Source organism: Reyranella sp. (assembly GCF_004296935.1).
GTDB lineage: Bacteria > Pseudomonadota > Alphaproteobacteria > Reyranellales > Reyranellaceae > Reyranella.
In genome coordinates this window covers 28,905-49,696 of record NZ_SCVH01000154.1, presented here as the reverse complement: position 1 = coordinate 49,696, position 20,792 = coordinate 28,905, and the positions used below count along the sequence as shown (strand labels likewise).

The window sequence follows — 20,792 nt, the reverse complement described above, 5'->3', positions numbered from 1 at the left end:
GAGACGACGGAATATCACGCTCTGGGGTGACCGCTTTCCGCTGACGCCGTACAACTACCCCGACACCCAACGGCAAGAGGGGCTGCGGTCACAGGTATGAAACACGACAGCGTTGCGATCGGCATCATCGGCGCCGGCATCATGGGAGAGCGGCTGCTCAACGCGATTCTCCAGCAGGACCCCGGGCTGGTGCAGGCCTGCGGCATCTGGGATCCCGCGCCTGAAGCGATGCAGCGCATGGCAAAGGCCTTTCCCCAGGTGCCGCGCCTCGCCGATGCGGCTGCCGTCATTGCGGCGAGCGACTGCACCTACATCGCCTCGCCCCCGGCCTCGCATCTCCCGCACGCCCGCGCGGCGCTGGCCGCCGGCAAGAGCGTATTCTGCGAGAAGCCGCTGGCGGTCGATGTCGCCGATGCGCGCGCGTTCGTGGCGGAGGCCGGCGATCGCGGCGCGGTGAACTTTCCTTTCGCCTCGTCGCCGGCCGTGGCGACGATCCGGCGCTGGATCGAGGGCGGCGAGATCGGCACGCCGCGCCGCATCGCGATCGAGGTGGGCTTCGCCAAGTGGCCGCGCGGCTGGCAGGCCGATGCGGCGGGCTGGCTGGACGGGCCGGCGCAGGGTGGTTTCACGCGCGAGGTCGTCTCGCATTTCCTCTTTCTGTCGCGGCGGCTCGTCGGGCCGTTGCAGGGTCTCGCCGGCAAGGCGTCTTTTCCGGAAGCCGGCAAGTCCGAACGGCGCATCGCCGCGACCCTGCAGGCGGGCGACCTGCCGGTCACGCTCAAAGGCGCGGTCGGCGAGACGCCGAAGGACGATCACAACATCTGGATGCTGGAAGGCGACAAGGGCGCGGTCCGGCTCTGCGACTGGTCGATCGCCGAGCGGCGCCTGGTCGACGGCACGTGGCAGCCGGCGCCGGATGCCCTGCCGCAGGCAGAGGCCCGGCCGCTGGCCCTCAGGCGCCAGCTCGAAGGCGTGGCCAAACTCGCCCGCGGCGAGCCGCATCATCTCGCGACCCTGGCCGACGCCCTCGAGGTCCAGGAGATCGTCGAAGCCATTCTCGCTGGCCGAGCAGCATCGATTCGATGATTTTTTGTTCCTCTCCCCCGTTAGGGGGAGAGGAGTATGAAGGTGACGACGTCTCGTCGGAATTTGCCCTACCGAAGCTGTCCCAACTTCGTCCGCTCGAAGCTCCGGCGAAGCTCCGCCGTCGACAGCAGCGCGTACCCCGTCGGAACTCGGGCGATGTCCTCGGGCGAACGGCGCTCGGCCGGCGTCTCGGCCAGCCGCAGCCGCGCCTCGCCGGCGGCATAGTCGCCGGCCTTCAGGCTGGCGAGGGCGCGCACCAGATACTCGCCGGCAAAGGCGTCCGGCGGCTGTCCGCTCGCCTCATGGCCGGCGATGAAGGCTTCTATGCGCTCTTCCAGGTGGCGGCGCGCCGCTTCGTGCGCACCGGGCGGCAGGGTCATGGCGGAAACAACAGCCTCACAGGATGTCGCAACTGTAGCTCAAATAGCAGTCGGTAGGGATGCATTCACGCCCGCGGCTCACGGGGACAAGCGGCGGTGACCAATCCGGGCTATAGAGTGTGCGGTAAAGCGATGGATTGAGGAGAGGATGTGAAGCGGCGCTTGTTTCTCGGCGGCCCCCCTGCAGCGGTCGCTGCCGGCAGCGTTCCCCACCGCGTACTGGCACAAGCCGGAGGCAAGCGCGTGGTAGGCATTCTCACCGGCTATGCCGATGCCGATCCGGAAGGAACGGCGCATCTTGCCGCGCTCCAGGAAGCCCTCGATCGGCGTGGGTGGACCGACGGCCGCAATGTCCGAATCGAGTATCGTCGTACGGTTGGCAATGCGGATCGCGCCGCTCTCCAGGCTGCCGAACTGCTCGAGCTGAAACCCGACGTCATTCTGACGACGGGCGGCACGGCGCTCGTATCCGTGCTGCGGCTGACCCGATCCGTACCCGTCGTGTTCGTTACCGACACCGATCCTGTGGCGTTGGGTTTGGTCTCGAGCCTTGCCCGCCCTGGCGGAAACGCCACGGGCTTTATCTCATTCTCTGCCGACATCGCATCCAAATGGCTGCAGCTTCTCAAGGAGATTTCTCCTGGCCTGACGCGCGTTGCCGTCCTGAAAAGCTCCAATCCTCAGGCGACAGTGACGTTGCCGGTCATCGAGGGCGCCGCCCCGGGATTGGGCCTGCGCAGCGTCGCCATCGATATCGGCAACAGCGCCGATATCGAGCGGTCTGTCAGCGAAGCCACGGGAGAGCCCAATACCGGGTTGCTGGTGCTTGCCGGCGCCACGGCACTCGGCCATCGCGAGCTGATCGTCGGACTGGCCGCCAGGCATCGGCTGCCCGCGATGTATTCGAATGTTGCCTTCCCTCGCGCTGGTGGACTGATGTCCTACGGCGTCGATCGCCGCGAGCGGATGGTGCAGGCTGCAGGTTACGTAGACCGCATCCTCAGGGGCGAAAAGCCCGCGAATTTGCCGGTGCAGACTCCGACTGTTTTTGAACTGGTGCTCAACGTGCGGACGGCAAGGATGCTGGACCTTGCGCTGCCACCGCACTTGCTCGCGCTCGCCAGCGAACTGATTGAATGAGAGCAACGGGTGCAGCTGCCTCTTTGGCGAAGCTGTCCCAATCTTGTCCGCTCGAAGCTCCGGCGATGCTCCGCTCCGCTCGGGAAAGAGGGCAGGACGCCGTCGGCGCCGCTACTGCGGAGACAGCCTCACCGCCGTCATGAAGCGGGTGCGGAAGTAGTCGGAGTCGAGGTGCGTCACCATCACGGGCGAGCCGCGATGCGTGGCATGAACGAACTGGTCGTTGCCCGCGTAGATTCCGATGTGGGTGAAGGTGCCGCGGGAGCCGAAGAAGACGAGGTCTCCGCGCTGCAGGTCGCTGCGCGCGACAGGCGTGCCCTCGCGCGCCATCTCGTGCGGCATGCGCGGAATCCGTTGTCCGAAGACCGCGCCGTAGAGGTAGTAGACGAAGCCGCTGCAGTCGAAGCCCGTCTTCGGCGAGGTGCCGCCGTAGCGATAGGGCGTGCCCAGGTAGTTCATGGCGCGCGAGACCAGGCGGTCGCCCCAATCGTTGGCGACGGCGGGGGTGGCGAAGGAGACCGGGACCACGGCGGCCACGGCAGGCGCCGCCTGCGTGAAGCCGGCGTACACGCCGTTCTCCTGCTGCCATTTGGCATTGAGTTGATCGGAAACGGTATCCGTCGGATCGGCCTTCGCGGCTGCTTTGGGGGCCGCAGGCTTCAGCTTCGCCTTGGCGGGCGCCTTGACCTGGGCAAAGGCGGGAGAAAGAACACCCGCCGTCCCGAAAAAGGCCAGGGTGGCCAGCAGCAGGATCCGGTTTCTCAACGCCATGAACTTTGGTCTCCCTTGGCCCCGATGCAGGGCGCCCAGCGGTTCAGGCCATTGTGGCGAAGGCGAACCCGTCCGTCCAACAAATGTTGCATTTTTGCCACAGTAATTTTAGCCGATAACGCATTGGTTTCATTACCTTTTCGGCATCTCACATGCCAGATTGGTGCCGGGGGTCGAGCCATCGGCCCCCCGTTCTTGAGGCTTGTGTTCTGAGGATGGGAAATGGGCGGGCTCGAGAAGCTGGTCGTGGTCGCGGCGTGTGTCCTGGCGATGACATCCTGTGCCAGCGACCCTTCCTTCCAGGTGGCGGCCATGGAAGCCTCCGACAGCGGCGATCAGAAAGCGGCCACCGTCCTCGCCCGGAAAGAGGTGGCCCGCTTTGCCACCGCCGACCAGTGCTCGCCGAAAGTCACCGTCAATTGCGGCACGCTCGCCCTGGCCTACGGCACGCTCGCCCGTTACCAGATCCTGGACGGCGATCGAATGGGCGGAGAAAGCAGCTTCAGGAGTGCCAAGGCGGCGTTGCGGTTGACCGGCCTCGAGACCAGGGCAAGTGCCACCGGCGTGGTCTATGGCGACGTCTCGGAAGCGTTCTGGAAAGCCGGCGACCGGGCTCGCGCCATCGACGTCTTCAAGGAAGGCCGAACGGCGGGCGCAGACCAGTACCTGTACATGACCTCTGCGGCGCGATTTGTGGATCAGCAACAACAGCAACAGCAGCAGCAACCAACCGATCAACCGCCGCCGACTGCCCCAGGGCCGAGCGTTCAAGCCACGACCCGAACCGCGGGCACAGCACCCGCCAGCTCTCCCCTTCAGCCGACTCCCCTTCAGCCGACTCCTCTGCAGCCATCGCCCCTTCAGCCGACGCGATAGCGGGGGGATCAGTCCTCCGCGAAGCCGACGTAGCGGACGAACGCATCGGCCGGCTGGCGTTCGGAGCGGACCGCATTCGCCGGGAAGGCCTCGTCGGGATAGCCCATCGCGATGCAGGTCATGATCGCTTCGTCGTCGGGGATGTCGGCCACCTCGCGCACGATGTCGGAGCGGGAGATGCCCTGGCCGTTCACGACCGCGCCGATGCCGCGATCCCAGGCCGCCAGCACGATGCCGTAGCAGAGCGCGCCCAGATCGAAGTGGCAAGTGGCGCCGGGATCGAGGACGCGATCGTAGGTGAGCACCAGCGAGACTGGCGCATCGAACTGCCTGAAACCGCGCAGCACCCAGTCCTGGCGCATCGCCTTGTCGTCGCGGGCGATCCCCATGGCGGCGAACAGCTGCTTGGCGATGTCGACCTGGCGCGTGCGATGGACGCCCTCGTAGGGGCCGTGGGTGAAGATGTCCCGTTTCGGTTTCTTGCCCGCCGCCATCTCCTCCATGTTGCGGCGACGGACCTGCTCCAGCGGCCCGCCGGTGAGGACGTGGACATGCCACGGCTGGCTGTTCATCGACGACGGCGCGCGCTTGGCATCCTCGATGATCTCGCGGATCAGCGCCTTCGGCACCGTCTGGTTCCTGAAGCCCCTGACGCTGCGGCGGCTATGCACCAGTTCCTGAAAATCCATGAGTCGAAACCGTGCGTCCCTGCGCGTGTGATCGAGAGGGGTCAGGATAGCAGGCATGCCGGCCGGGAAACATGAAGCATCGCCGCCGGTCCGACGTCTGAAGTCGGCCGATTGGCGGAATTCATCGAAAAGAACGACGTAGGAATTGCGGCCGGCCAGCCTTATCGTCTGGCCCGTTCGGGCCGCGCCTGCAGCGGCCCCCGGATTTCAACCTGGATTTCAACGAGGTGCGCCATGGTCAATCGCATGAAGTTCTACATCGACGGCGCCTGGGTCGATCCGGCCGTCATGAAGACCGTCCCGGTGGTCAATCCGGCCACCGAAGAGCGTCTCTATGACGTGGCCGTCGGCTCGAAGGCGGACGTCGACAAGGCGGTCGCCGCGGCCCGCCGCGCGTTCGAAACCTTCTCGGTGACGACCCGGGAGGAGCGCATCGAGCTGCTCACCAGGATGATCGAGGCCTACAAGGCCCGCGCCAAGGACATCGCGCTCGCCATCTCCGACGAGATGGGCGCGCCGATGATGATGGCCGAGCGCGCGCAGGCGGGATCGGGCCTCGGCCACCTGATGTCGACCTTGCAGGTGCTGAAGGACTATCACTTCGAGGAAAAGGTCGGCTCAGCCATCGTCGTGCGCGAGCCGGTCGGCGTCATCGGCATGATCACGCCGTGGAACTGGCCGCTCAACCAGATCGCCTGCAAGGTGGCGCCCGCGATCGCCGCCGGCTGCACCATGCTTCTTAAGCCGTCGGAGTTCACGCCGACCTCGGCCTTGATCTTCGCCGAAGTCATGCATGACGCGGGCGTGCCCAAGGGCGTGTTCAACCTCGTGAACGGCCTCGGCCCCGATGTCGGCGTCGCGATGAGCGAACACACCGGCATCGACATGATCTCGTTCACGGGCTCGACCCGCGCCGGCATCGACGTCGCCAAGCGCGCCGCCAATACCGTGAAGCGCGTCAGCCAGGAACTCGGCGGCAAGTCGCCGAACGTCATCCTGGAAGATGCCGATTTCCTCAAGGCGGTCTCGGGCGGCGTGGCCTCGGTGTTCAATAACTCGGGCCAGTCCTGCAACGCGCCGACGCGCATGATCGTGCCGGCGGCGAAGATGAAGGAAGTGGCGGCGATCGCCAAAGGCGTCGCCGACAAGACGAAGGTGGGCGACCCCAAGGCCGAGGGCATCACCATGGGGCCCGTGGTCAATCGCACGCAATGGGACAAGATCCAGGCGCTGATCAAGAAGGGCATCGACGAGGGCGCCACGCTGGTCGCCGGCGGCCCCGGCCTGCCCGAGGGCGTCAACAAGGGCTTCTACGTCCGCCCGACCATCTTCGCCGACGTCACCAACGACATGACGGTGGCCCGCGAGGAGATCTTCGGACCGGTGATCACCATCCTCGGCGCCAAGGACGAAGCCGACGCGGTCAAGATCGCCAACGACACGCCCTACGGCCTTGCCGGCTACGTCTCGGCCGGCTCGGTCGAAAGCGCCAACCGCGTCGGCCGGCAGATCCGCGCCGGCAACGTCAACCTCAATGGCGTGCCGAACGAGCGCACCGCCCCGTTCGGCGGCTACAAGCAGTCCGGCAACGGCCGCGAATGGGGCAAGTTCGGCATGGAGGAATTCCTCGAGGTCAAGGCGATCGCCGGCGCCAATCCCTCGTAGGCTCGGCACGCCTCTCGTCCGAGAGGGTACGGGAGGCGGCCCATTGTGAAGTTCATCGAATGGAACCGGACGGGGATGTCCCGCGACGTGCTGTGCGTCGGGCGTTGGGCGTTGAAGCTCCCCAAGCTGAAGACGTGGCGGGCATTCCTAATAGGGCTGCTTGCGAACATGCAGGAGCGCGACTTGTCGAAGCGCGATTGCTGGCCCGAACTCTACCCTGTGGTGTTCGCGCTGCCGGGAGGCTGGCTTGTCGTCATGCGGCGCGCCACACCCCTGACGGATGCACAAGCCGAAGCTCTTGACCCGTTAGCGGTCCTGTCGCCAGAGGATGACCGCCCCTCGATACCAGCGGAGCCCAAAGCCAGCAGCTTCGGAATGTTGGACGGACGCCTTGTCGTGGTGGACTACGGCGACAATCCCAATTGATGGCGAGACGCGCAAGCATTTAGCAGCAGGTGCGACAGGAGGAAGTCCCACAGTATTCCAAGGCTTCCCACCACGAGGTGTCGCACCTTCAGACCCACTTGGGCCATCCTTGGAGGTCCGCTATTGGGGTCAGACCAGAAGTGATCGACGCCCCCTCCGGACGACGCGAATGACCCGAAGCTGACATGGCGAAACCGCTTACTCGGGCACCCCGACGACCGAAACAATGGTGGCCAGGCAGCGCTGCTCTCTCATTCGGGAAGCCCTGCGAGGCGCAGACCTTGACGTATAGACGCGTACTTCTCCGGGGCGGCGTTCGGGATCCCCCGATTCCCCCGACCAATTGTGTACGCAGGATCGAGCGCAAGAACATGCTCGGCGGCCATGCGGGCTTCGGCCTCTCTGCCGGTCGAGGCGGCAGCTGAGGCGAGCTCGATCCATCCCGACAGATAGTTCGGATTGTGCTGAACCGAACGGCGTGCCCAATCGCAGGCGGCTACCGGGTCGCCGTCGACGTGATGTGCCAAGGCGAGCCCATGGAAGATGGCGTAATTCCGCAAATCGCGGGGGCTGAGCCGGCGCGCGCGGTTGAGATGGTCAATGGCAATTCGAGTCTCACCCAATCGCGCCCTCACCAAACCACTCTGCATAAAGCCATGCGCGTAGTTCGGGTTTATGGCAATCGCCTCATCGATATAGGTGATTCCCTTCGACAGATCGCGTGCAAACCAGGCGAAGCATTGTCCGGCGGTACCGAGCATGAACGGATCGAGCCGGTCCGCGCGCAGGCCGCGTTCGACGAGGTCGAGCACCTCAGCGAATTCCGTCGCTTCATCGACGATCCAGCCCTGCGTCAGCCGCTGAATATAAGCGCGCGCTGCCAGCGCATAGGCTGGGGCCAAGGACGGATCGAGACTGATGGCGTGAAGACACCCCTCCAGCATCTCCTGGGCGGCCTCGCGCGTGAAGGCATGGGTGAACGTCAGACTACGGAGATAGTGATCGTATGCATTCAGGTTCTCCGGGCGCTTGCGGCGTGTCCGCTCAATCTCGGCTTGCTGGATCGCCGGCTCCAGAACGCCGACCACGGCCTCGGTGATCTGATCCTGCAACTCGAACAGGTTTTCGATGGGTCCGTCATACTTATCGGCCCATACGTGGTTGCCCGAGGATGTGTCGATGAGCTGTGCCGTGAAGCGAACCCGACTACCGGCACGTCGGACGCTTCCTTCAAGAACATAGTGCACGCCGAGGTCGCGACCGACCTGTCGTATGTCAACCGCCTTGCCTTTGTAGGTGAAGCTTGAGTTGCGGGCGATGACGAATAGCCAGCGGTAGTGCGACAACCCGGTCAGGATGTCCTCCGCCATGCCGTCGGCAAAGTATTCCTGTTCGGGGTCGCCGCTCATGTTCTGGAATGGCAGCACGGCGATGGAAGGTTTGGCCGGCAGCTTGAGGGGAACATCAGCGAGTGGCGTCGCAAGAGTAGGCGCTGCAACGGTCGATGGAGCTTTGACTGTCCAATCGGCTGGGTCCCATTTTACACCGAACGCCTGAACCGGCCGCTCGATGTTCTTCAGTGCAAGACTGCCAAGATCGTCGAAGTTGGCCTTGAGCCGACCGGCTACTGCGTTATGTACGTCGCCGGAGATCACAATGCCGCCGGGCGGCGCTTCCGCCTCCAGCCGCGCCGCCACGTTCACACCATCGCCGTAGAGATCGTCGCCGTCGACAATCAGGTCGCCGAGGTGCAGGCCGATGCGGAATACGATGGCCGTGTCCTCCGGTTGATCCTGATTGGCCTCCGCCATGGCATGCTGGAATTCGATTACTGCGCCAAGTGCATCCACGGCACTCGGAAACTCAATGAGTGCTCCATCACCGGTCAGTTTGACCAGCCGTCCGCCGTGGCGGGCCACCGCCGGCTCAAGACGTTCGGTTCGATGCTCCCGCAGGCGTGCTAGCGTGCCGCTCTCGTCCCGCCCCATCAGCCGGGAGTAGCCGACCACATCGGCTGCTACGATTGCTGCTAATCGACGATGCTCGCGGGCCAATGGAATTTCCCAGCCTCCACATCTTGGATCGTAGAGGAGCCTATCTAACTGGGCAATGACGCTGCCGACGTCGCTCGTTCATGACCGCTAATGGCACTAAGCGGACATTCCGAGAAGCCTGCGACATGCCCGCAATCGGGTGGAAAGCGGACCTCGGTCGCTGGGTTTGCTGCACACGAGTAACGCGTCCAAGAAGCCGCGAATTGGCTGTTAAGCCTGCTGGGTGTAGTTCCAATTTCGCCAAGGATGTCGCACCAGGCGCTAAGTGCCTGATGCCTTTGACAGAATAAAAGTGGTTGGTGCCCGAGACGGAATCGAACTGCCGCCCATTCCATCGAGACCCGCATGCACTGCCAGCATTTCAAAACGCTCCAACAAAATTTGACAGGTTCAGCAGGTTTTTGCTAAGAAAAAATATATTGTGGCGGATTGCATGTCTGCTGCTTCCAGGCCCGCCCGGCCCCTGATCCCAGGAGGCGCAGCGGGCTTTTTCCTGTCCAAACGAGGTCCAGAATGTCCAAGCCGGAAAGCCGCGGCCCCGGTCGCGCGCCCCTGCCCAAGGCCAGGGTGAACGCCTTCTTCCATCATCTCGGCCGCACCGGCTCGGTGACGGTCGCCGCCAACCGCGCCCAGCTCCGGCGCAGCACGCTCTACCAGAGGCGCCAGGACGACGAGGAATTCGCCGAGCGCTGGGCCCAGGCGCTCGATCTCGGCGTCGAGCGGCTGCAGGACAATGCCATGAACCGCGCGATGAACGGCACGCCCAAGCCGGTCTGGCGCAACGGCCGACAAGTCGGCTCGGTCCAGCAGTTCGACAATCGCCTGCTGCAGTTCCTGCTGCGCTCGCATCGCCCGGAGATCTATGGCGATCGCAAGAATGCCGGGCTGCCCGCATTGCCGTTCGATCTCGCCAAGCGTCTCGCCGCCGCCGCTATCCGCGCCGACGCCTATGACGCCCGCCGCGCCGAGGAGAAGCGGCGGGCCGAGAGCGACAAACGAGGAGACTGATATCGACAACGACGACCACAACTCAGTCCATCAACCACAAGGCGTCCGTGCCACCGGGCCTCCCCCCGGCGTGCCCCAAAAGCTCTTTAGAGAGCGCTGCGCCTTGGCATGGTCCTGACCATGCCCTCGACAACGAAACGAGACCCAAACAGCAAACAATGCCGACGGCGAACGTCGGTGCGGGCGACCGGTTTGCGACGCTGCCCCGGACAGGTTTCTGGACAGAACGCGTTACATTCAGGCGTCCACAAATAATGCGAGAAGGCCGTGCAAACACGGCATCGAACGGCCTTTCAGGTCGTGAAAAAGCGCGTGAGGCGCGGGCAGGGAGTTTGCCCGCGTCGCAACGTCAGTGGCCGCCGCCGAGCGGAAACTGGACGTTGAAGCCGGCATAGACCTGGAAGGTCGGCACGCCGTCGCCGCTGCGGATCGCCGAGTACTGGGGCTCGACGAAGAAGTTGAGGATGCGACCGCTCGGCAGCGGGATCACCCGGCCGAGGCCGATGCCGATCGGCACGACCGTCGTGCGATGGGCGAGGTCGAACGACACGATGCCGCTCGAGCGCAGGTAGTAGCCGTCGTCCAGATTGTAGAAGAGCAGGGGCTGGAAGGTGAGCGACTGCGACTGGCGGTCGAACGACTGCTGATAGGCGGCGAGAACCGCCGTCAGGCCCCAGGTGTGCCGCGCGCTGGCGATGCCCTGGCCGCCCAGCTGCCACCGGCGGTCGCCCAGCGCGGTGCTGGTGGCCGTCGGCACCACCGCCAGCGGGCCGACGCCGAATTTCACGTTGTCCACGAAGAAGACGGGCACGTCGAAGATCGTGAGGTCGCCGATGCCGGTTTGCGAGCCGCCCGGTCCCCAGGCGCTGGCCAGCGCCGGAAACGAGGCGCGGGCGAACTGGGCGACGCCGAAAGCATCGTGCGGCAGCACGCCCCGGACGTTGGTCTGGTTGGCGCCGCTGCCCGTCTGCCCGTTCAGGAAGGGCTGGAAGTAGTCCTGGAGCTGCAGCGCCGCCTTCGGGGTCAGCGGATCGTTGCCCTCGTTCTGGGCATTGTCCTGCGCTGCGGCGGCCGCGGGCAGGGCAAGCAGCGCCGCCAGCAGCCGCCGGACGATCCGTCGATGCATGATTGGCCGGGAGGCCTTACTGCATGAACCAGCCGTGGCTGACGACGGCCGACTGGCCGCTGTGCACCGTGTTTTTTGCCGCGGCATAGAAGAGGACCGCATCGGCCACGTCGTCGGTGGTCGTGAACTGGCCGTCGATCGTGTCCTTCAGCATGACGTTCTTGATCACGTCGGCCTCGGAGATCTTGAGCTCCGCGGCCTGCTCGGGGATCTGCTTGTCGACCAGCGGCGTGCGCACGAAGCCCGGGCAGACGACGTTGGACGAGACGTTGAACTCCGCGCCTTCCTTGGCCAGCACCTTGGAGAGGCCGATCAGCCCGTGCTTGGCGGTGACGTAGGGCGCCTTGAGCTTGGAGGCTTCCTTGGAGTGGACCGAGCCCATGTAGATCACGCGGCCGTACTTGGCCTTGTACATGTGCTTCAGGCAGGCCTTGGTGGTGAGGAAGGCGCCGTCGAGATGGATCGCGAGCAGCTTCTTCCAGTCGGCGAAGGGGAAATCGACCAGCGGCTTCACGATCTGGATGCCGGCGTTGCTCACCAGGATGTCGATCTTGCCGTACTTGGCGATGGTGTCGGCGACGCCCTTCTCGACCTCGGCCTCGTCGGTCACGTTCATGGCGACGGCGAAGGCATCGCCGCCCCCCTTGTCACCATAGCGTGCCTTGATCTCGGCCGCGGTCTTGCCGGCGGCGTCGAGGTTGAGGTCGGCGATCACCGGGATGCCACCTTCGGCCGCCAGACGCAGCGCGATTTCCTTGCCGATGCCGCTCGCGGCGCCGGTGACGATGGCAACTCTTCCTGTGAAACGTGACATGAACGGCTCCTGTTATTTGGCGAGGTAGTCGAACACCACTTCACCAAGACCCAGTGTCAGGTCGGTGACGAAATGGCTGGCCGACACGACTTCGCGCACCGGCAGGCGGGCGACGTCGCACTGGGCGTGGTCGAAGAGTTGCAGGGCGGCGGGGCCGGTCCAGGCGCCCTTCACGGTCACGTCCTCGCAGTAGTAGCGCACCAGCTCGCAGATGCGCGGCGTGCAGTCGACGTGCGGGATGATCTTGATCATGAAGGCGGGCCTGGCCAGGCTCTTGAGCAGCGGCGCCTGGTCGATCTCGCGGTGTTTGTAGCCCATGGTGGCGTTGACGCAGAGCACCGAGCCGTAGTGCAGCGTGCAGACCAGCGTCTCGCTCTCGTGGGTGATCTTGGGCGTCGCGAGCTTCTTGGGGAAACCCCAGATCTCGCGGCCGCCGGCGATCGGCGAATTGTCGTCGAGGTACATGGCGTGGACATAGCCGCCCTCCTGCACCTTGCCGTCCTTGCCCGTGAAGCGGACCGGGATGACCTGGCCGGTCTCGGTGTAGTCGCCGAAGCCGGTCGAGTCGGGCATGCGGATGAACTCGTAGTTCACGGTGTCGCCCACGACCTCGAGCGGTTCCGGTACGACGGCGCGCAGGAGCTCGGGGTCGGTGCGGTAGGTGATGATGACGAATTCGCGATTGTAGAACTTGTACGGTCCCCGCGGATAGGCCGGGTTGTTGAGCGGCATCGCGAAGGCGTTCTTGCGGACATCGGCAATTTTCATCGTTTGGTCTCCTCGCGGCCCTGCCGGGCGAGATCGAAGGTGAATACGCCATCGGCGCTTTGCGGGCGCTGCAGGACTTCGGGGTGACGCAGCGTGTTGATCATGTCGTCGTAGCCGGTCTTCCAGTGCTCTTCCATCGTCCGGCGCGAGAACTCGTAGTCCTTCGACGCGCCCTCGTAGTTCTTGGCGTGATAGATCAGGTGGATGATGTTGTAGACCTTGGTGTCGGCTTCCTGGGCAAGGATCTCCGCTTCCGGCGTCTGGCGCAGCTCGGGCCGCATGTTGGCCAGCAGCATGGCCGCGGCGCGGCGCACCGCCTGCAACTTGCGGAACTGGTCGGTGCCGGCGCGAGTCCGGCTCGAATAGCGGATGTCCTTCTGGCGCACGTCGATTTCGATCATGTCGCGCGGCAGCGCGCCGCTGGCGCTCCACAGGTCGACCTGGAAGGCGAGCGTGTCGTGGCGCGGCCGGGCGTCGAGCACCCATTGCAGCGGCGTGTTGGAGACGACGCCGCCATCCCAATAGAACTCGCCGTCGATCTCGGTGGCGGGAAAGCCCGGCGGAAGAGAGCCGCTGGCCATGACGTGGGCGGCGGCGACCTTGTGTGTCTTGTTGTCGAAGTAGGCGAAGTTGCCGGTCCTGACATTGGTGGCGCCGACGCTGAAGCGCATCTCGCCCGAATTGATCCGGTCGAAATCGACCAGCTGTTCGAGCAGCGCCTTGAGCGGCGCGACATCGTAGAAGCTCAGGTTCCCGGGATTGCCCGCCGGCGTGAAGATCGGCGGCGGAAAGCGCGGCTTGAAGAAGTTGGGCGCTCCCCACAGCAGCGTGCCCATGGCGCGCCACTGGTTGACCAGCTGGTGCTGCATGTCGTTCTTGATGTCGAGGCCGGCGAAATAGGGAATGCCCATCGGCGGTGCGGTGACCGTCTCCCAGAAGGCGCGCAGCTTCTCGACCCGCCGTTCCGGCGCGTTGCCCGCGATCAGCGCCGCGTTGATGGCGCCGATCGAGATGCCGGCCACCCAGTCGGGGTGGAGGTTGGCCTCGGCCAGTGCCTGGTAGGCGCCGGCCTGGTAGGAGCCCAGCGCGCCGCCGCCCTGGAGGAGGAGCGCGATGCGCTCGAAATCGGGGCGCGGCCGCGGTCCGTTCGGGCTGGAACCCGGTGCAGACATGGAACTCATGGCGCCTCTCCCTCGCGGCAGGAGCGCCGCGGCGATGACTTCTGACCTGCCCTCTACACGACGGCAATGACGATTCCGCCGCGGAAAGGATGGGGCCGGGCACTACGTCGCAAGTCGTTGATTCAATGCAAAAATCGGGCCCCTTAAACGATCTGCAGCAATTGCAGCGTCGGCAGCATCTCGTCGGCGAAGGTCTTGGCCTCGGCGATCAGATCGGCGGTGGGCTCGATGGCGAGGGCGCTTGCGGCGGCCCGCGCCCATTCGTCCGGCCGCGTCTCGCCGCGGCGGCGTTCGGCCAGGAAAAGCTGTTCCTTCCGACTGACGTGAATGCCCCCGCCGGTGACGGGGCTGGCGAGGTCGTGAACGTCGTCGGATATGCGCGCTCTTTCGATCAGGTGAGCGTTGAGCCTGTCGGTGCGCGGCCGAACCAGGGCCGTGACCGAATCGTCCTGTGCGGCCTGGATCAGTCCGCAACTGGCAATGAGGATCACGGCTTCGACGACCTGATCGAGCGATATGCCCTTGGGGCGCAGCGTCTGCTCGAGCTGGCCGAGGGACCGGACCTTGCCGTCGCCCAGGATTTCGAGGACCGAGCCATACGCCGCCTCGCCCGGTCCGGTCTGGCTGAGAGCGAGGGCGGCGCGCAGCTTGAGCGGCAATTCGAGCTGATGCGTCACGGCGATCACCCGTTCGTGGCGGAGCGCCTCGGTCCGGTCGGCGGCGGAGAGCCGTTCGGCTCCCCTGATCCAGTAGTCGCGGCGGAAGCGCTGGTTGACGATCAGGTCCCGGACCGTCTCGCGCAATCCGGCGTCGCCCACATCGGCGAGCAGGCTGCGTTGCGCGGCCGACAGGCCCATCGCATCGATGTGATCGGTAAAGTCGGTGGCGCAGGCGTAGCTCACGTCGGCCGGCGCCAGCCAGCGGGCGACAGTGGCGAAGTGCATCGGCTGCCAGTCGCGGTTGAAGAATTCGTGCGCCAGGTAGTGACGATCCTCCTCGTTCAGGGTCTTGAAGCTGTCGGCGACTCCGGGGTTGTCGCGGGCAAAGCCCGGATTGGCCGCCAGCAGCCGGTCGGCGAAGGTCATGGCCTGGTCGATGCGATCGGCGATGGGTGTGGCCTCGCTGCCGGCGCGGTTCGCGTGTTCGACGAGCAGATGGCGCAACGGCGAGAAGGCCGCCCAGCCCGGCAGGGCGTTGTAGCCCATGTAGAGGACGCCGCCCGGCTTCAACCGATGCTGGATGAAGGTCACGATCGCCGCGCGATTGCCATCGGAGATCCAGCTCCAGACGCCGTGCAGGCCGATGTAGTCGAACATCGGCAGGTTGCGCCTGGAAAAATCGACAAAGGAGTCGGTGTGGAAACCGGCTTCGGCACCCGAAGCCTCGGCAAGTGCCCGGGCGAAGCCGGCATGCGCCGGATTGATGTCCGTGCCGTGCCAATCGACCGCCGAGGCCGCGGCATGGATGCCGAGGCTCACACCCTGGCCGAATCCCAGTTCGCAGGCCGTGGTGATCACCGGCGCTTTCAGGCCGGCATTCAGGAGCGCAAGTCGCAGCCGAAGCGGATTGAGTTCAGTGTAATAGCTGTAGATATAATCGATATCGGTCCGATAGCCGTCGGCGCCGTCGTTCATGCCCGGTGTCCGCAACTGTCGCTGCGCCTCGTCGAATGCATCAGCCGGTTCCGGCGAGGGTCTTGAAGGCAAGCCGGAACGGACGGGTCGCATAGTACGCTCCCCAGAGGGCCGGCGGGAGCTTCAAGGCAGCATAGTCGCCAGGGGTCGGCGTGAAGGCGAGCCTCAGGGTCCCTTTGATCCGGTCCAGGCGCCTGTCGCAAAGGCCGAGGTCGGAGAAGTTTTCCCCCTGCGACGACGGCAGTTGCCCGGCGCGCATGCGCTCAGCCAGCAACAGCGCGCGGGAATGGACCCGATCGCTTTGCGCGAGGAGACCGGCCAGTGCGCCGGGGACCGCGACGTCGAGCAGCTCCCGCGTCATCGCGCAGCCAAGGAGAATCGCATCGCCGCAGCCCTGCGCCCGGGCGCGTCGATGAATCTCGGACCAGTCGAGGTCGCGGTGGCGATCGATCATCAGGGCAAAGTCGCTGACCCATTTCAGGAGCTTCCAAACCTCTTTCGTTCCGTGACCGGCGAGCAGCAGCGCCAGGTTCGCACCGGCGATGGTTGGAATGTCGCGATCGCCGATCGATATCCGGCGGAGGTCGTTCCAGACATCGGCCGTCTTCAGGGGAAAGGGCACATGTGGGCCGCTCAAGGCCCAATGCAGGTCGATCGCGGCGTCGCCATCGGCGCGCGCGAAAGCGGTTTGGCGTAGATGCGCGAGGAATGCTCGCCGGAAAGCCCGGTCGCCCTGGCCGCTCAGATATCCCAGTGCGGCCACAACGTCCTCGGCATCGTCCAGCCGGTGCTCGGGCACCAGGACGTCGATGTCGTTGTACTCGCGGCGGGCCAAGTCGCCGTAGAGGGCGATGGCCAGGGCAGGGCCCTTGAAGGCGACGAAGGGAATGGCCTTGCCTTCGAACGCCGTTGCCAGGCGGTGGAGCTCGCCGGACAAGGTGAGCGTCCGCACGAGGTGCCGCTGGCGAAAGCGCTCCAGCGAGTCTCTCTCGGTCTCGGGAACGGCTTCCCAGGAAACATCGCTCAGGCTTTGGAACAGCTGGGGCCGCACGCCGTGGCCTTCGGCGAGCCGGGTCAACGACGGATGGTCGATTCCCGTGTGAAGCAAAGCCCGGATGCGCGTCAGGTCCGGCTTCGGCCGCGTCGCCAGACAGAGCAGGTCGAATTCAGCGCCGCCTGTTCGAACGCCCGGCATTGGCGGCCCCAATTATGCGTGAGCTGTAATTAGCGATCACGCGCGCCGAGAAGGGTCTCGGCTGTCGTTACGGCAGGGGACAAACCCGGCAACGATCCAAACGAGATCAGGACCGGATATCGCTGACCAGATGCCGGCCGCCGCGCCCGGTGAATCTCTTGTACTTTCCGTCTCCGCCACCCTTGGAGCTCTTGGTCATGGTGAGATCGCGCAGGGCGCCGAGCTTGGAGAGGACGGGCTTCTCGTAGGGCTTCTTTGCCGGTGGCTGTGTCGACTCCGAAGTCCCCTCAGTCTTGTTCATTGAGTTATCCATCATGGCATGGCCTTTCGCTTTGACGATCGCCCGGCCGGCGTGATCTCGCTGGCGGGCGGGTCGCATTCATCCTGTCTTCTCAACGAGGCGCTCTTCCTCCAGACTCGCCAGGATCTGCAACACATCCGCCCGGCAAGCAGCCTCCGATACGTCGAATTCAGCCTGGACCGAAGCACAAAGGTCGGCAACGGATCGGGGTTGCTCGAGCGAATCCCAGATATGGACGCCAACCCCTTGGAGTCCAAAATAAATCGCACGATCGAGATCGAGAATCGCGACCTCATCGTTGATCCTGCAGGAAACCTGCCGCGTCGATCGCTTGAAAACCACGAGGGGCTGGACCATGCCGATTCGTCCTGAAGCCCGTCGAGAGGACGAGCAGAATTCGCTTGAGAGTTCATCCCAAGCGCTATTGTGAATTTACCAAGTGTTTCCCTGCAGATCAAATGCAATAAATCGTGATCTCGAGGTGTCAGGAACGCTCTTGGAGCAGCCAGTGATCGAGCGCCAGGGCTCCCGTGGCGAGATAGAGTTCTGCGTCCGAAGCATCGGCCGTCGGCAGGGACCGTGCGTCGACATAGTGGTCGAGCCGATGTCCTCTCGAGAGTTCCGGCAGGCCATATTTGCGCATCATTGCCACGTCCGGATAGCAGGCAAGGGGCGTCTTTTCACGCTCGAGCACTTCGGTAGGCAGTCGCCCCCTCATCGCCTCGCGCATCAGGTGCTTTTTCCAGCCCCAGGGAATCGGAGGTACGGAGAGCATGAATTCGGCGACGCGGAGGTCGAGGTAGGGATGACGCCGCACGATTGGCGTCAGCGACTCCATGAAATTCATGTTGTCGAGGTCGCTCTGCCAGAAGGGGCTCGTGAAGGAGGCGATCGCCCGGGGGCGCCAGGAGTGAGATGTGTCGCCACCTTCGCCCAGGGTCGCGATACGCTCCGCCAAATTCAGGCGATCGACGAAATCCCGGTTGAGCCATGATGGCGGCGTGTCGGGCCCTTCGGGCCCCCGTTGCGGGCGGGCATGGCGTCTCAATGTTTGAGCCCAGCCGGCGAGGCCCTTGACCCGGGTGTACTGGAAAAGCGCTCCGGCAAGCCGGCGCCAGGAGCGGCGCCTGAACAGCCATTCGAGGTAGCTGTTTCGTTCGAAAGTAAGCGCGTTGTCCGGCCCTTCGCCTTCGAACCAGACAGGAGCGAAATGCGCCAGGTCGCGGTCGATCTGGCGAAGGTAGTGGACGTTGAGGATCGATGTCGTCGGCTCAGGGCATCGGATATTGCGCGAACGCCATTGCGGATCGTAGGCGAATTCGTCGGCGATCCTGATCCGCAACTCGATTCCGAGACGACGGGCTGCCAGGGAAGCGAAATGATCCTCTCTGATGTGCATCACCTCCTCGTAGTGTTCGCATTCCGCGACGACCCGCGCGGTGTCCCCGGTTATGTCGACGGCGCAGGCGGCGAGCGTCGTGGAATCGAGTCCGCCGCTCATGGAGATGCCCACCCTGCCCGCTGGCAGCCGGTCGGCGATGGCGTGTGACAGCAATTCCCGAAAGCGCTCGGTGTAGGTTCGCGGATCACGGAAATGAATCGGCTCGTTGATCTCGAAGCGCCAATAGCGTCGAACGGTTGCTCCGGCATCGCCGAGCTTGATGACGTGGGCGGGAGCAAGCCGGTGGATGTCCCGGTAGACGGTCCGCTCGAACTCGAGAGAAAAGCCGACGGTCAGGAAATCGGCGATCCAGTAGTCGTCGAGGTCGCGGCTGCTCGCTGTCCGGGTGGCCATCCAGTCGAGCGAATCGCTGATGAGCCAGGTGTTTCCCGTCTTGGCATGGAACAGCAGCCGTACACCCATCTGGTCGCGGACACCGACCAGGCTTTGCCGCTCGTCGTCCCACAGGACAAAGGAAAAATCGCCGGCGAGAAACTCGACGAACCGCTCGCCCCACTTGGCATAGGCATGCAGGCACAGAAGCGCATCCGGGATCGCCTCGAGCTGATCCCCGATCTGCGCCGCCAGTCGCGCCTGAAGGTCGGCGCGCGCATCGAGCCGGATGCGCCCAACGATCCAGTAGCGGCTGCCCAGGGAATGAATGGCGCATTTCTCCCCGGGGGTACCGGACGAATCGGCGCTGGAACAGATGAAGGCGGCCCGGCCGGAGTCGCCGAACAGTTTGATGTCCGGGTTGTCGCTCGTGCCCAGACGGAGCTGCTGCGCATCGATCGGCCCGGCGTGAAGATTGAAAACCGCGGCGAACAATTCTAGCCCGGCGTGAGGTTGCGCGCGCTCGCATCACCCGAAGGATCGCCCGCGCGCCAGGTCGTGAGTATGGTGTAGCGGTCCTGCCCCTCCTCGCCGATCAGCACGCGGCCTTCGTGAAGAATCCAGGCATGGGCCGCAATGCCGTGCGGCTCGTGGGCGACGCCGATGTGAAGCTCCGAAGCGAGACCCTGCGCCGAGAGCAGACGCTGAAGGGCGAGCGCCGAGCACAGACACGTTGCGCCGGGCATCCATCGCGAAGCCGTGCGAACGGCCCAGACGACACGGTCGACCGGCTTGGTTCCTCCCTTGAGATGGCTGGCCCAGCCACGCAGGCGCTCGATCGTGACCAGATGCAGCGCACTGCGGACGATGGCGAGCGTTGCGAATGCCTCGATCAGCAGCACCTGATCGCGGCGCGGCAATGCGAAGAAGGCGGCCAGTCGCCTCACGTCCGGATCGCCCGATGGATTTCTTCGGCAACGTCATCCATGGCATCGATGCTCCTGGGATAGCGCAGCTCGTAGACCGGGAGCGTGCGGGCGACTCGGGCCGCAAACTCGATCTGCCGCGCCAGCCGGCCGGGCAGAGCATATCGGGTGTCCATCGTCGACGATATGATGACTCGGGCGAGCTCGACGCCGCCAAGCCGCGAACGGGAAACCCCTTCGACGCCGGGCTGATCGTCCGGGTGGCCGAGGTGAAACAGGGCGGCCAGCGGCATGGGCTGGCGGCGCGACGGGACGCTCGCGCGCGGCTGGATCATGACCTTGCCGCTCAGCGAGTTGAAAAAGCCATCCGCCATCGCGCCTGGGAGGAATCTCTTGCCGGGTTCGTCGAGCAGCTTGAGGCGATAGGGGCCGGGATAGGCCAACAGCGCGCCGGCGGAGAAGCTCACGCGCAGCATGTCGTCGGTGACGAGATCTGCCCCCTGGCTGATGAGGAAGGCGGCGAGCGTCGACTTTCCCGCACCGCTGAGACCCAGCAGCCCGACGGCGCGGCCGTCGGTCTCGACCACGGTCGAGTGAAGCGTCTCTTCTCCCTGGAGCGTGAGGGACGCGCTCACGACGAAGTTCAGCAGGTTGGCTTCGAACGACCTCTGGTCGATGTCGCCCGGCCTCGTGCAGATCACGTTTCGTCCATCGGCGGAGATCTGGGTCTCGAAGACGCCGTCGGCCTTTACATAGACGCTGCCGTCCTCGAGCACGACGTGCTGCACCCAGTCGTCGGGGTCGGGCGCGCGGCCGGGCGCGATCGTCCGGAAATGGTCGGGCGAGGCGAAGGCAAGCGTGATCGCGGGCTGGCCTTCGCCGTCGGCAAGCTCTTCCACCGAGGTCAGGCGCAACTCGCTTTCGATCACCAGGCCGTAGACTCTGTAGCGGTAACGGGCTCTCACGCGGGCTCCTGCC

At 64.9% G+C, this 20,792-nt stretch carries 21 protein-coding genes; 6 read left to right on the top strand and 15 right to left on the bottom strand.

The window, feature by feature from the left end; translation table 11 throughout:
• Nucleotides 1–96 precede the first annotated feature (96 nt).
• Nucleotides 97–1,086, top strand: coding sequence for a Gfo/Idh/MocA family oxidoreductase (locus tag EPO55_RS22335; RefSeq protein WP_296339535.1), 990 nt, complete (start codon nucleotides 97–99; stop codon nucleotides 1,084–1,086).
• Between the two features lie 68 nt (nucleotides 1,087–1,154).
• Here the strand turns inward: EPO55_RS22335 and EPO55_RS22330 are convergent, their stop codons facing one another.
• On the bottom strand, nucleotides 1,155–1,466 hold the full coding sequence (locus tag EPO55_RS22330; protein WP_296339532.1) for a hypothetical protein: 312 nt from the start codon (nucleotides 1,464–1,466) through the stop codon (nucleotides 1,155–1,157).
• Nucleotides 1,467–1,616: 150 nt separating this feature from the next.
• Between EPO55_RS22330 and EPO55_RS22325 the strand changes: the two genes are divergently transcribed.
• Complete coding sequence (locus EPO55_RS22325) at nucleotides 1,617–2,606, top strand: ABC transporter substrate-binding protein (protein ID WP_296339530.1); 990 nt, start codon at nucleotides 1,617–1,619, stop codon at nucleotides 2,604–2,606.
• 111 nt (nucleotides 2,607–2,717) lie between these two features.
• Here the strand turns inward: EPO55_RS22325 and EPO55_RS22320 are convergent, their stop codons facing one another.
• A complete protein-coding gene (locus tag EPO55_RS22320) occupies nucleotides 2,718–3,377 on the bottom strand; it encodes a C40 family peptidase (RefSeq protein WP_296339529.1) in 660 nt (219 codons plus the stop codon).
• A gap of 222 nt (nucleotides 3,378–3,599) precedes the next feature.
• Between EPO55_RS22320 and EPO55_RS22315 the strand changes: the two genes are divergently transcribed.
• Nucleotides 3,600–4,253 carry a hypothetical protein gene (locus tag EPO55_RS22315; protein ID WP_296339527.1) on the top strand — a complete coding sequence of 218 codons (654 nt, stop codon included), beginning with the start codon at nucleotides 3,600–3,602 and terminating at the stop codon, nucleotides 4,251–4,253.
• A gap of 8 nt (nucleotides 4,254–4,261) precedes the next feature.
• Here the strand turns inward: EPO55_RS22315 and EPO55_RS22310 are convergent, their stop codons facing one another.
• The gene (locus EPO55_RS22310) at nucleotides 4,262–4,942 is read right to left on the bottom strand and encodes a nitroreductase (protein WP_296339525.1); all 681 of its coding nucleotides are present in this window, start codon (nucleotides 4,940–4,942) and stop codon (nucleotides 4,262–4,264) included.
• A 234-nt stretch (nucleotides 4,943–5,176) separates the two neighbouring features.
• On the opposite strand from EPO55_RS22310, the gene EPO55_RS22305 reads away from it, so the two are divergent.
• Both EPO55_RS22305 and EPO55_RS22300 read left to right on the top strand, forming a co-directional pair.
• Nucleotides 5,177–6,607, top strand: a complete 1,431-nt coding sequence (locus tag EPO55_RS22305) for an aldehyde dehydrogenase family protein (protein WP_296339523.1) — start codon at nucleotides 5,177–5,179, stop codon at nucleotides 6,605–6,607.
• 45 nt (nucleotides 6,608–6,652) lie between these two features.
• A complete protein-coding gene (locus tag EPO55_RS22300; RefSeq protein WP_296339522.1) occupies nucleotides 6,653–7,033 on the top strand; it encodes a hypothetical protein in 381 nt (126 codons plus the stop codon).
• A 251-nt stretch (nucleotides 7,034–7,284) separates the two neighbouring features.
• On the opposite strand, the gene EPO55_RS22295 is transcribed toward EPO55_RS22300, so the two are convergent.
• The gene (locus tag EPO55_RS22295; RefSeq protein ID WP_296339520.1) at nucleotides 7,285–9,087 is read right to left on the bottom strand and encodes an adenylate/guanylate cyclase domain-containing protein; all 1,803 of its coding nucleotides are present in this window, start codon (nucleotides 9,085–9,087) and stop codon (nucleotides 7,285–7,287) included.
• A gap of 513 nt (nucleotides 9,088–9,600) precedes the next feature.
• Here EPO55_RS22295 and EPO55_RS22290 point away from each other — a divergent pair.
• Nucleotides 9,601–10,095, top strand: coding sequence for a hypothetical protein (locus tag EPO55_RS22290; RefSeq protein WP_296339519.1), 495 nt, complete (start codon nucleotides 9,601–9,603; stop codon nucleotides 10,093–10,095).
• A gap of 349 nt (nucleotides 10,096–10,444) precedes the next feature.
• Here the strand turns inward: EPO55_RS22290 and EPO55_RS22285 are convergent, their stop codons facing one another.
• The 11 genes from EPO55_RS22285 to EPO55_RS22235 form a co-directional block, all read right to left on the bottom strand.
• Nucleotides 10,445–11,221, bottom strand: a complete 777-nt coding sequence (locus EPO55_RS22285) for a hypothetical protein (protein WP_296339517.1) — start codon at nucleotides 11,219–11,221, stop codon at nucleotides 10,445–10,447.
• 16 nt (nucleotides 11,222–11,237) lie between these two features.
• Nucleotides 11,238–12,035 carry a 3-hydroxybutyrate dehydrogenase gene (locus EPO55_RS22280; protein WP_296339516.1) on the bottom strand — a complete coding sequence of 266 codons (798 nt, stop codon included), beginning with the start codon at nucleotides 12,033–12,035 and terminating at the stop codon, nucleotides 11,238–11,240.
• Between the two features lie 12 nt (nucleotides 12,036–12,047).
• Complete coding sequence (locus EPO55_RS22275) at nucleotides 12,048–12,803, bottom strand: acetoacetate decarboxylase (RefSeq protein ID WP_296339515.1); 756 nt, start codon at nucleotides 12,801–12,803, stop codon at nucleotides 12,048–12,050.
• Nucleotides 12,800–13,984 (bottom strand): patatin-like phospholipase family protein, encoded by a 1,185-nt coding sequence (locus EPO55_RS22270; RefSeq protein WP_296339514.1) that lies wholly within the window; start codon nucleotides 13,982–13,984, stop codon nucleotides 12,800–12,802. The genes EPO55_RS22275 and EPO55_RS22270 overlap by 4 nt, the downstream gene beginning before the upstream one ends.
• A 143-nt stretch (nucleotides 13,985–14,127) precedes the next feature.
• Nucleotides 14,128–15,618, bottom strand: coding sequence for a class I SAM-dependent methyltransferase (locus EPO55_RS22265; protein ID WP_296339513.1), 1,491 nt, complete (start codon nucleotides 15,616–15,618; stop codon nucleotides 14,128–14,130).
• 40 nt (nucleotides 15,619–15,658) lie between these two features.
• The gene (locus EPO55_RS22260; RefSeq protein WP_296339512.1) at nucleotides 15,659–16,813 is read right to left on the bottom strand and encodes a nucleotidyltransferase family protein; all 1,155 of its coding nucleotides are present in this window, start codon (nucleotides 16,811–16,813) and stop codon (nucleotides 15,659–15,661) included.
• 106 nt (nucleotides 16,814–16,919) lie between these two features.
• Nucleotides 16,920–17,114, bottom strand: a complete 195-nt coding sequence (locus tag EPO55_RS22255) for a lasso RiPP family leader peptide-containing protein (protein ID WP_296339511.1) — start codon at nucleotides 17,112–17,114, stop codon at nucleotides 16,920–16,922.
• A 78-nt stretch (nucleotides 17,115–17,192) separates the two neighbouring features.
• Nucleotides 17,193–17,471 (bottom strand): PqqD family protein, encoded by a 279-nt coding sequence (locus EPO55_RS26165; RefSeq protein WP_363719643.1) that lies wholly within the window; start codon nucleotides 17,469–17,471, stop codon nucleotides 17,193–17,195.
• A 127-nt stretch (nucleotides 17,472–17,598) separates the two neighbouring features.
• Entirely contained in the window at nucleotides 17,599–19,383 is a 1,785-nt protein-coding gene (locus tag EPO55_RS22245; protein WP_296339508.1) for an asparagine synthase-related protein, read from the bottom strand.
• Nucleotides 19,384–19,385: 2 nt separating this feature from the next.
• Nucleotides 19,386–19,835: a lasso peptide biosynthesis B2 protein gene (locus EPO55_RS22240; protein WP_296339507.1), complete on the bottom strand. Its 450-nt coding sequence runs from the start codon at nucleotides 19,833–19,835 to the stop codon at nucleotides 19,386–19,388.
• Nucleotides 19,832–20,779 carry a hypothetical protein gene (locus EPO55_RS22235; RefSeq protein ID WP_296339506.1) on the bottom strand — a complete coding sequence of 316 codons (948 nt, stop codon included), beginning with the start codon at nucleotides 20,777–20,779 and terminating at the stop codon, nucleotides 19,832–19,834. The genes EPO55_RS22240 and EPO55_RS22235 overlap by 4 nt, the downstream gene beginning before the upstream one ends.
• Nucleotides 20,780–20,792: the final 13 nt, after the last annotated feature.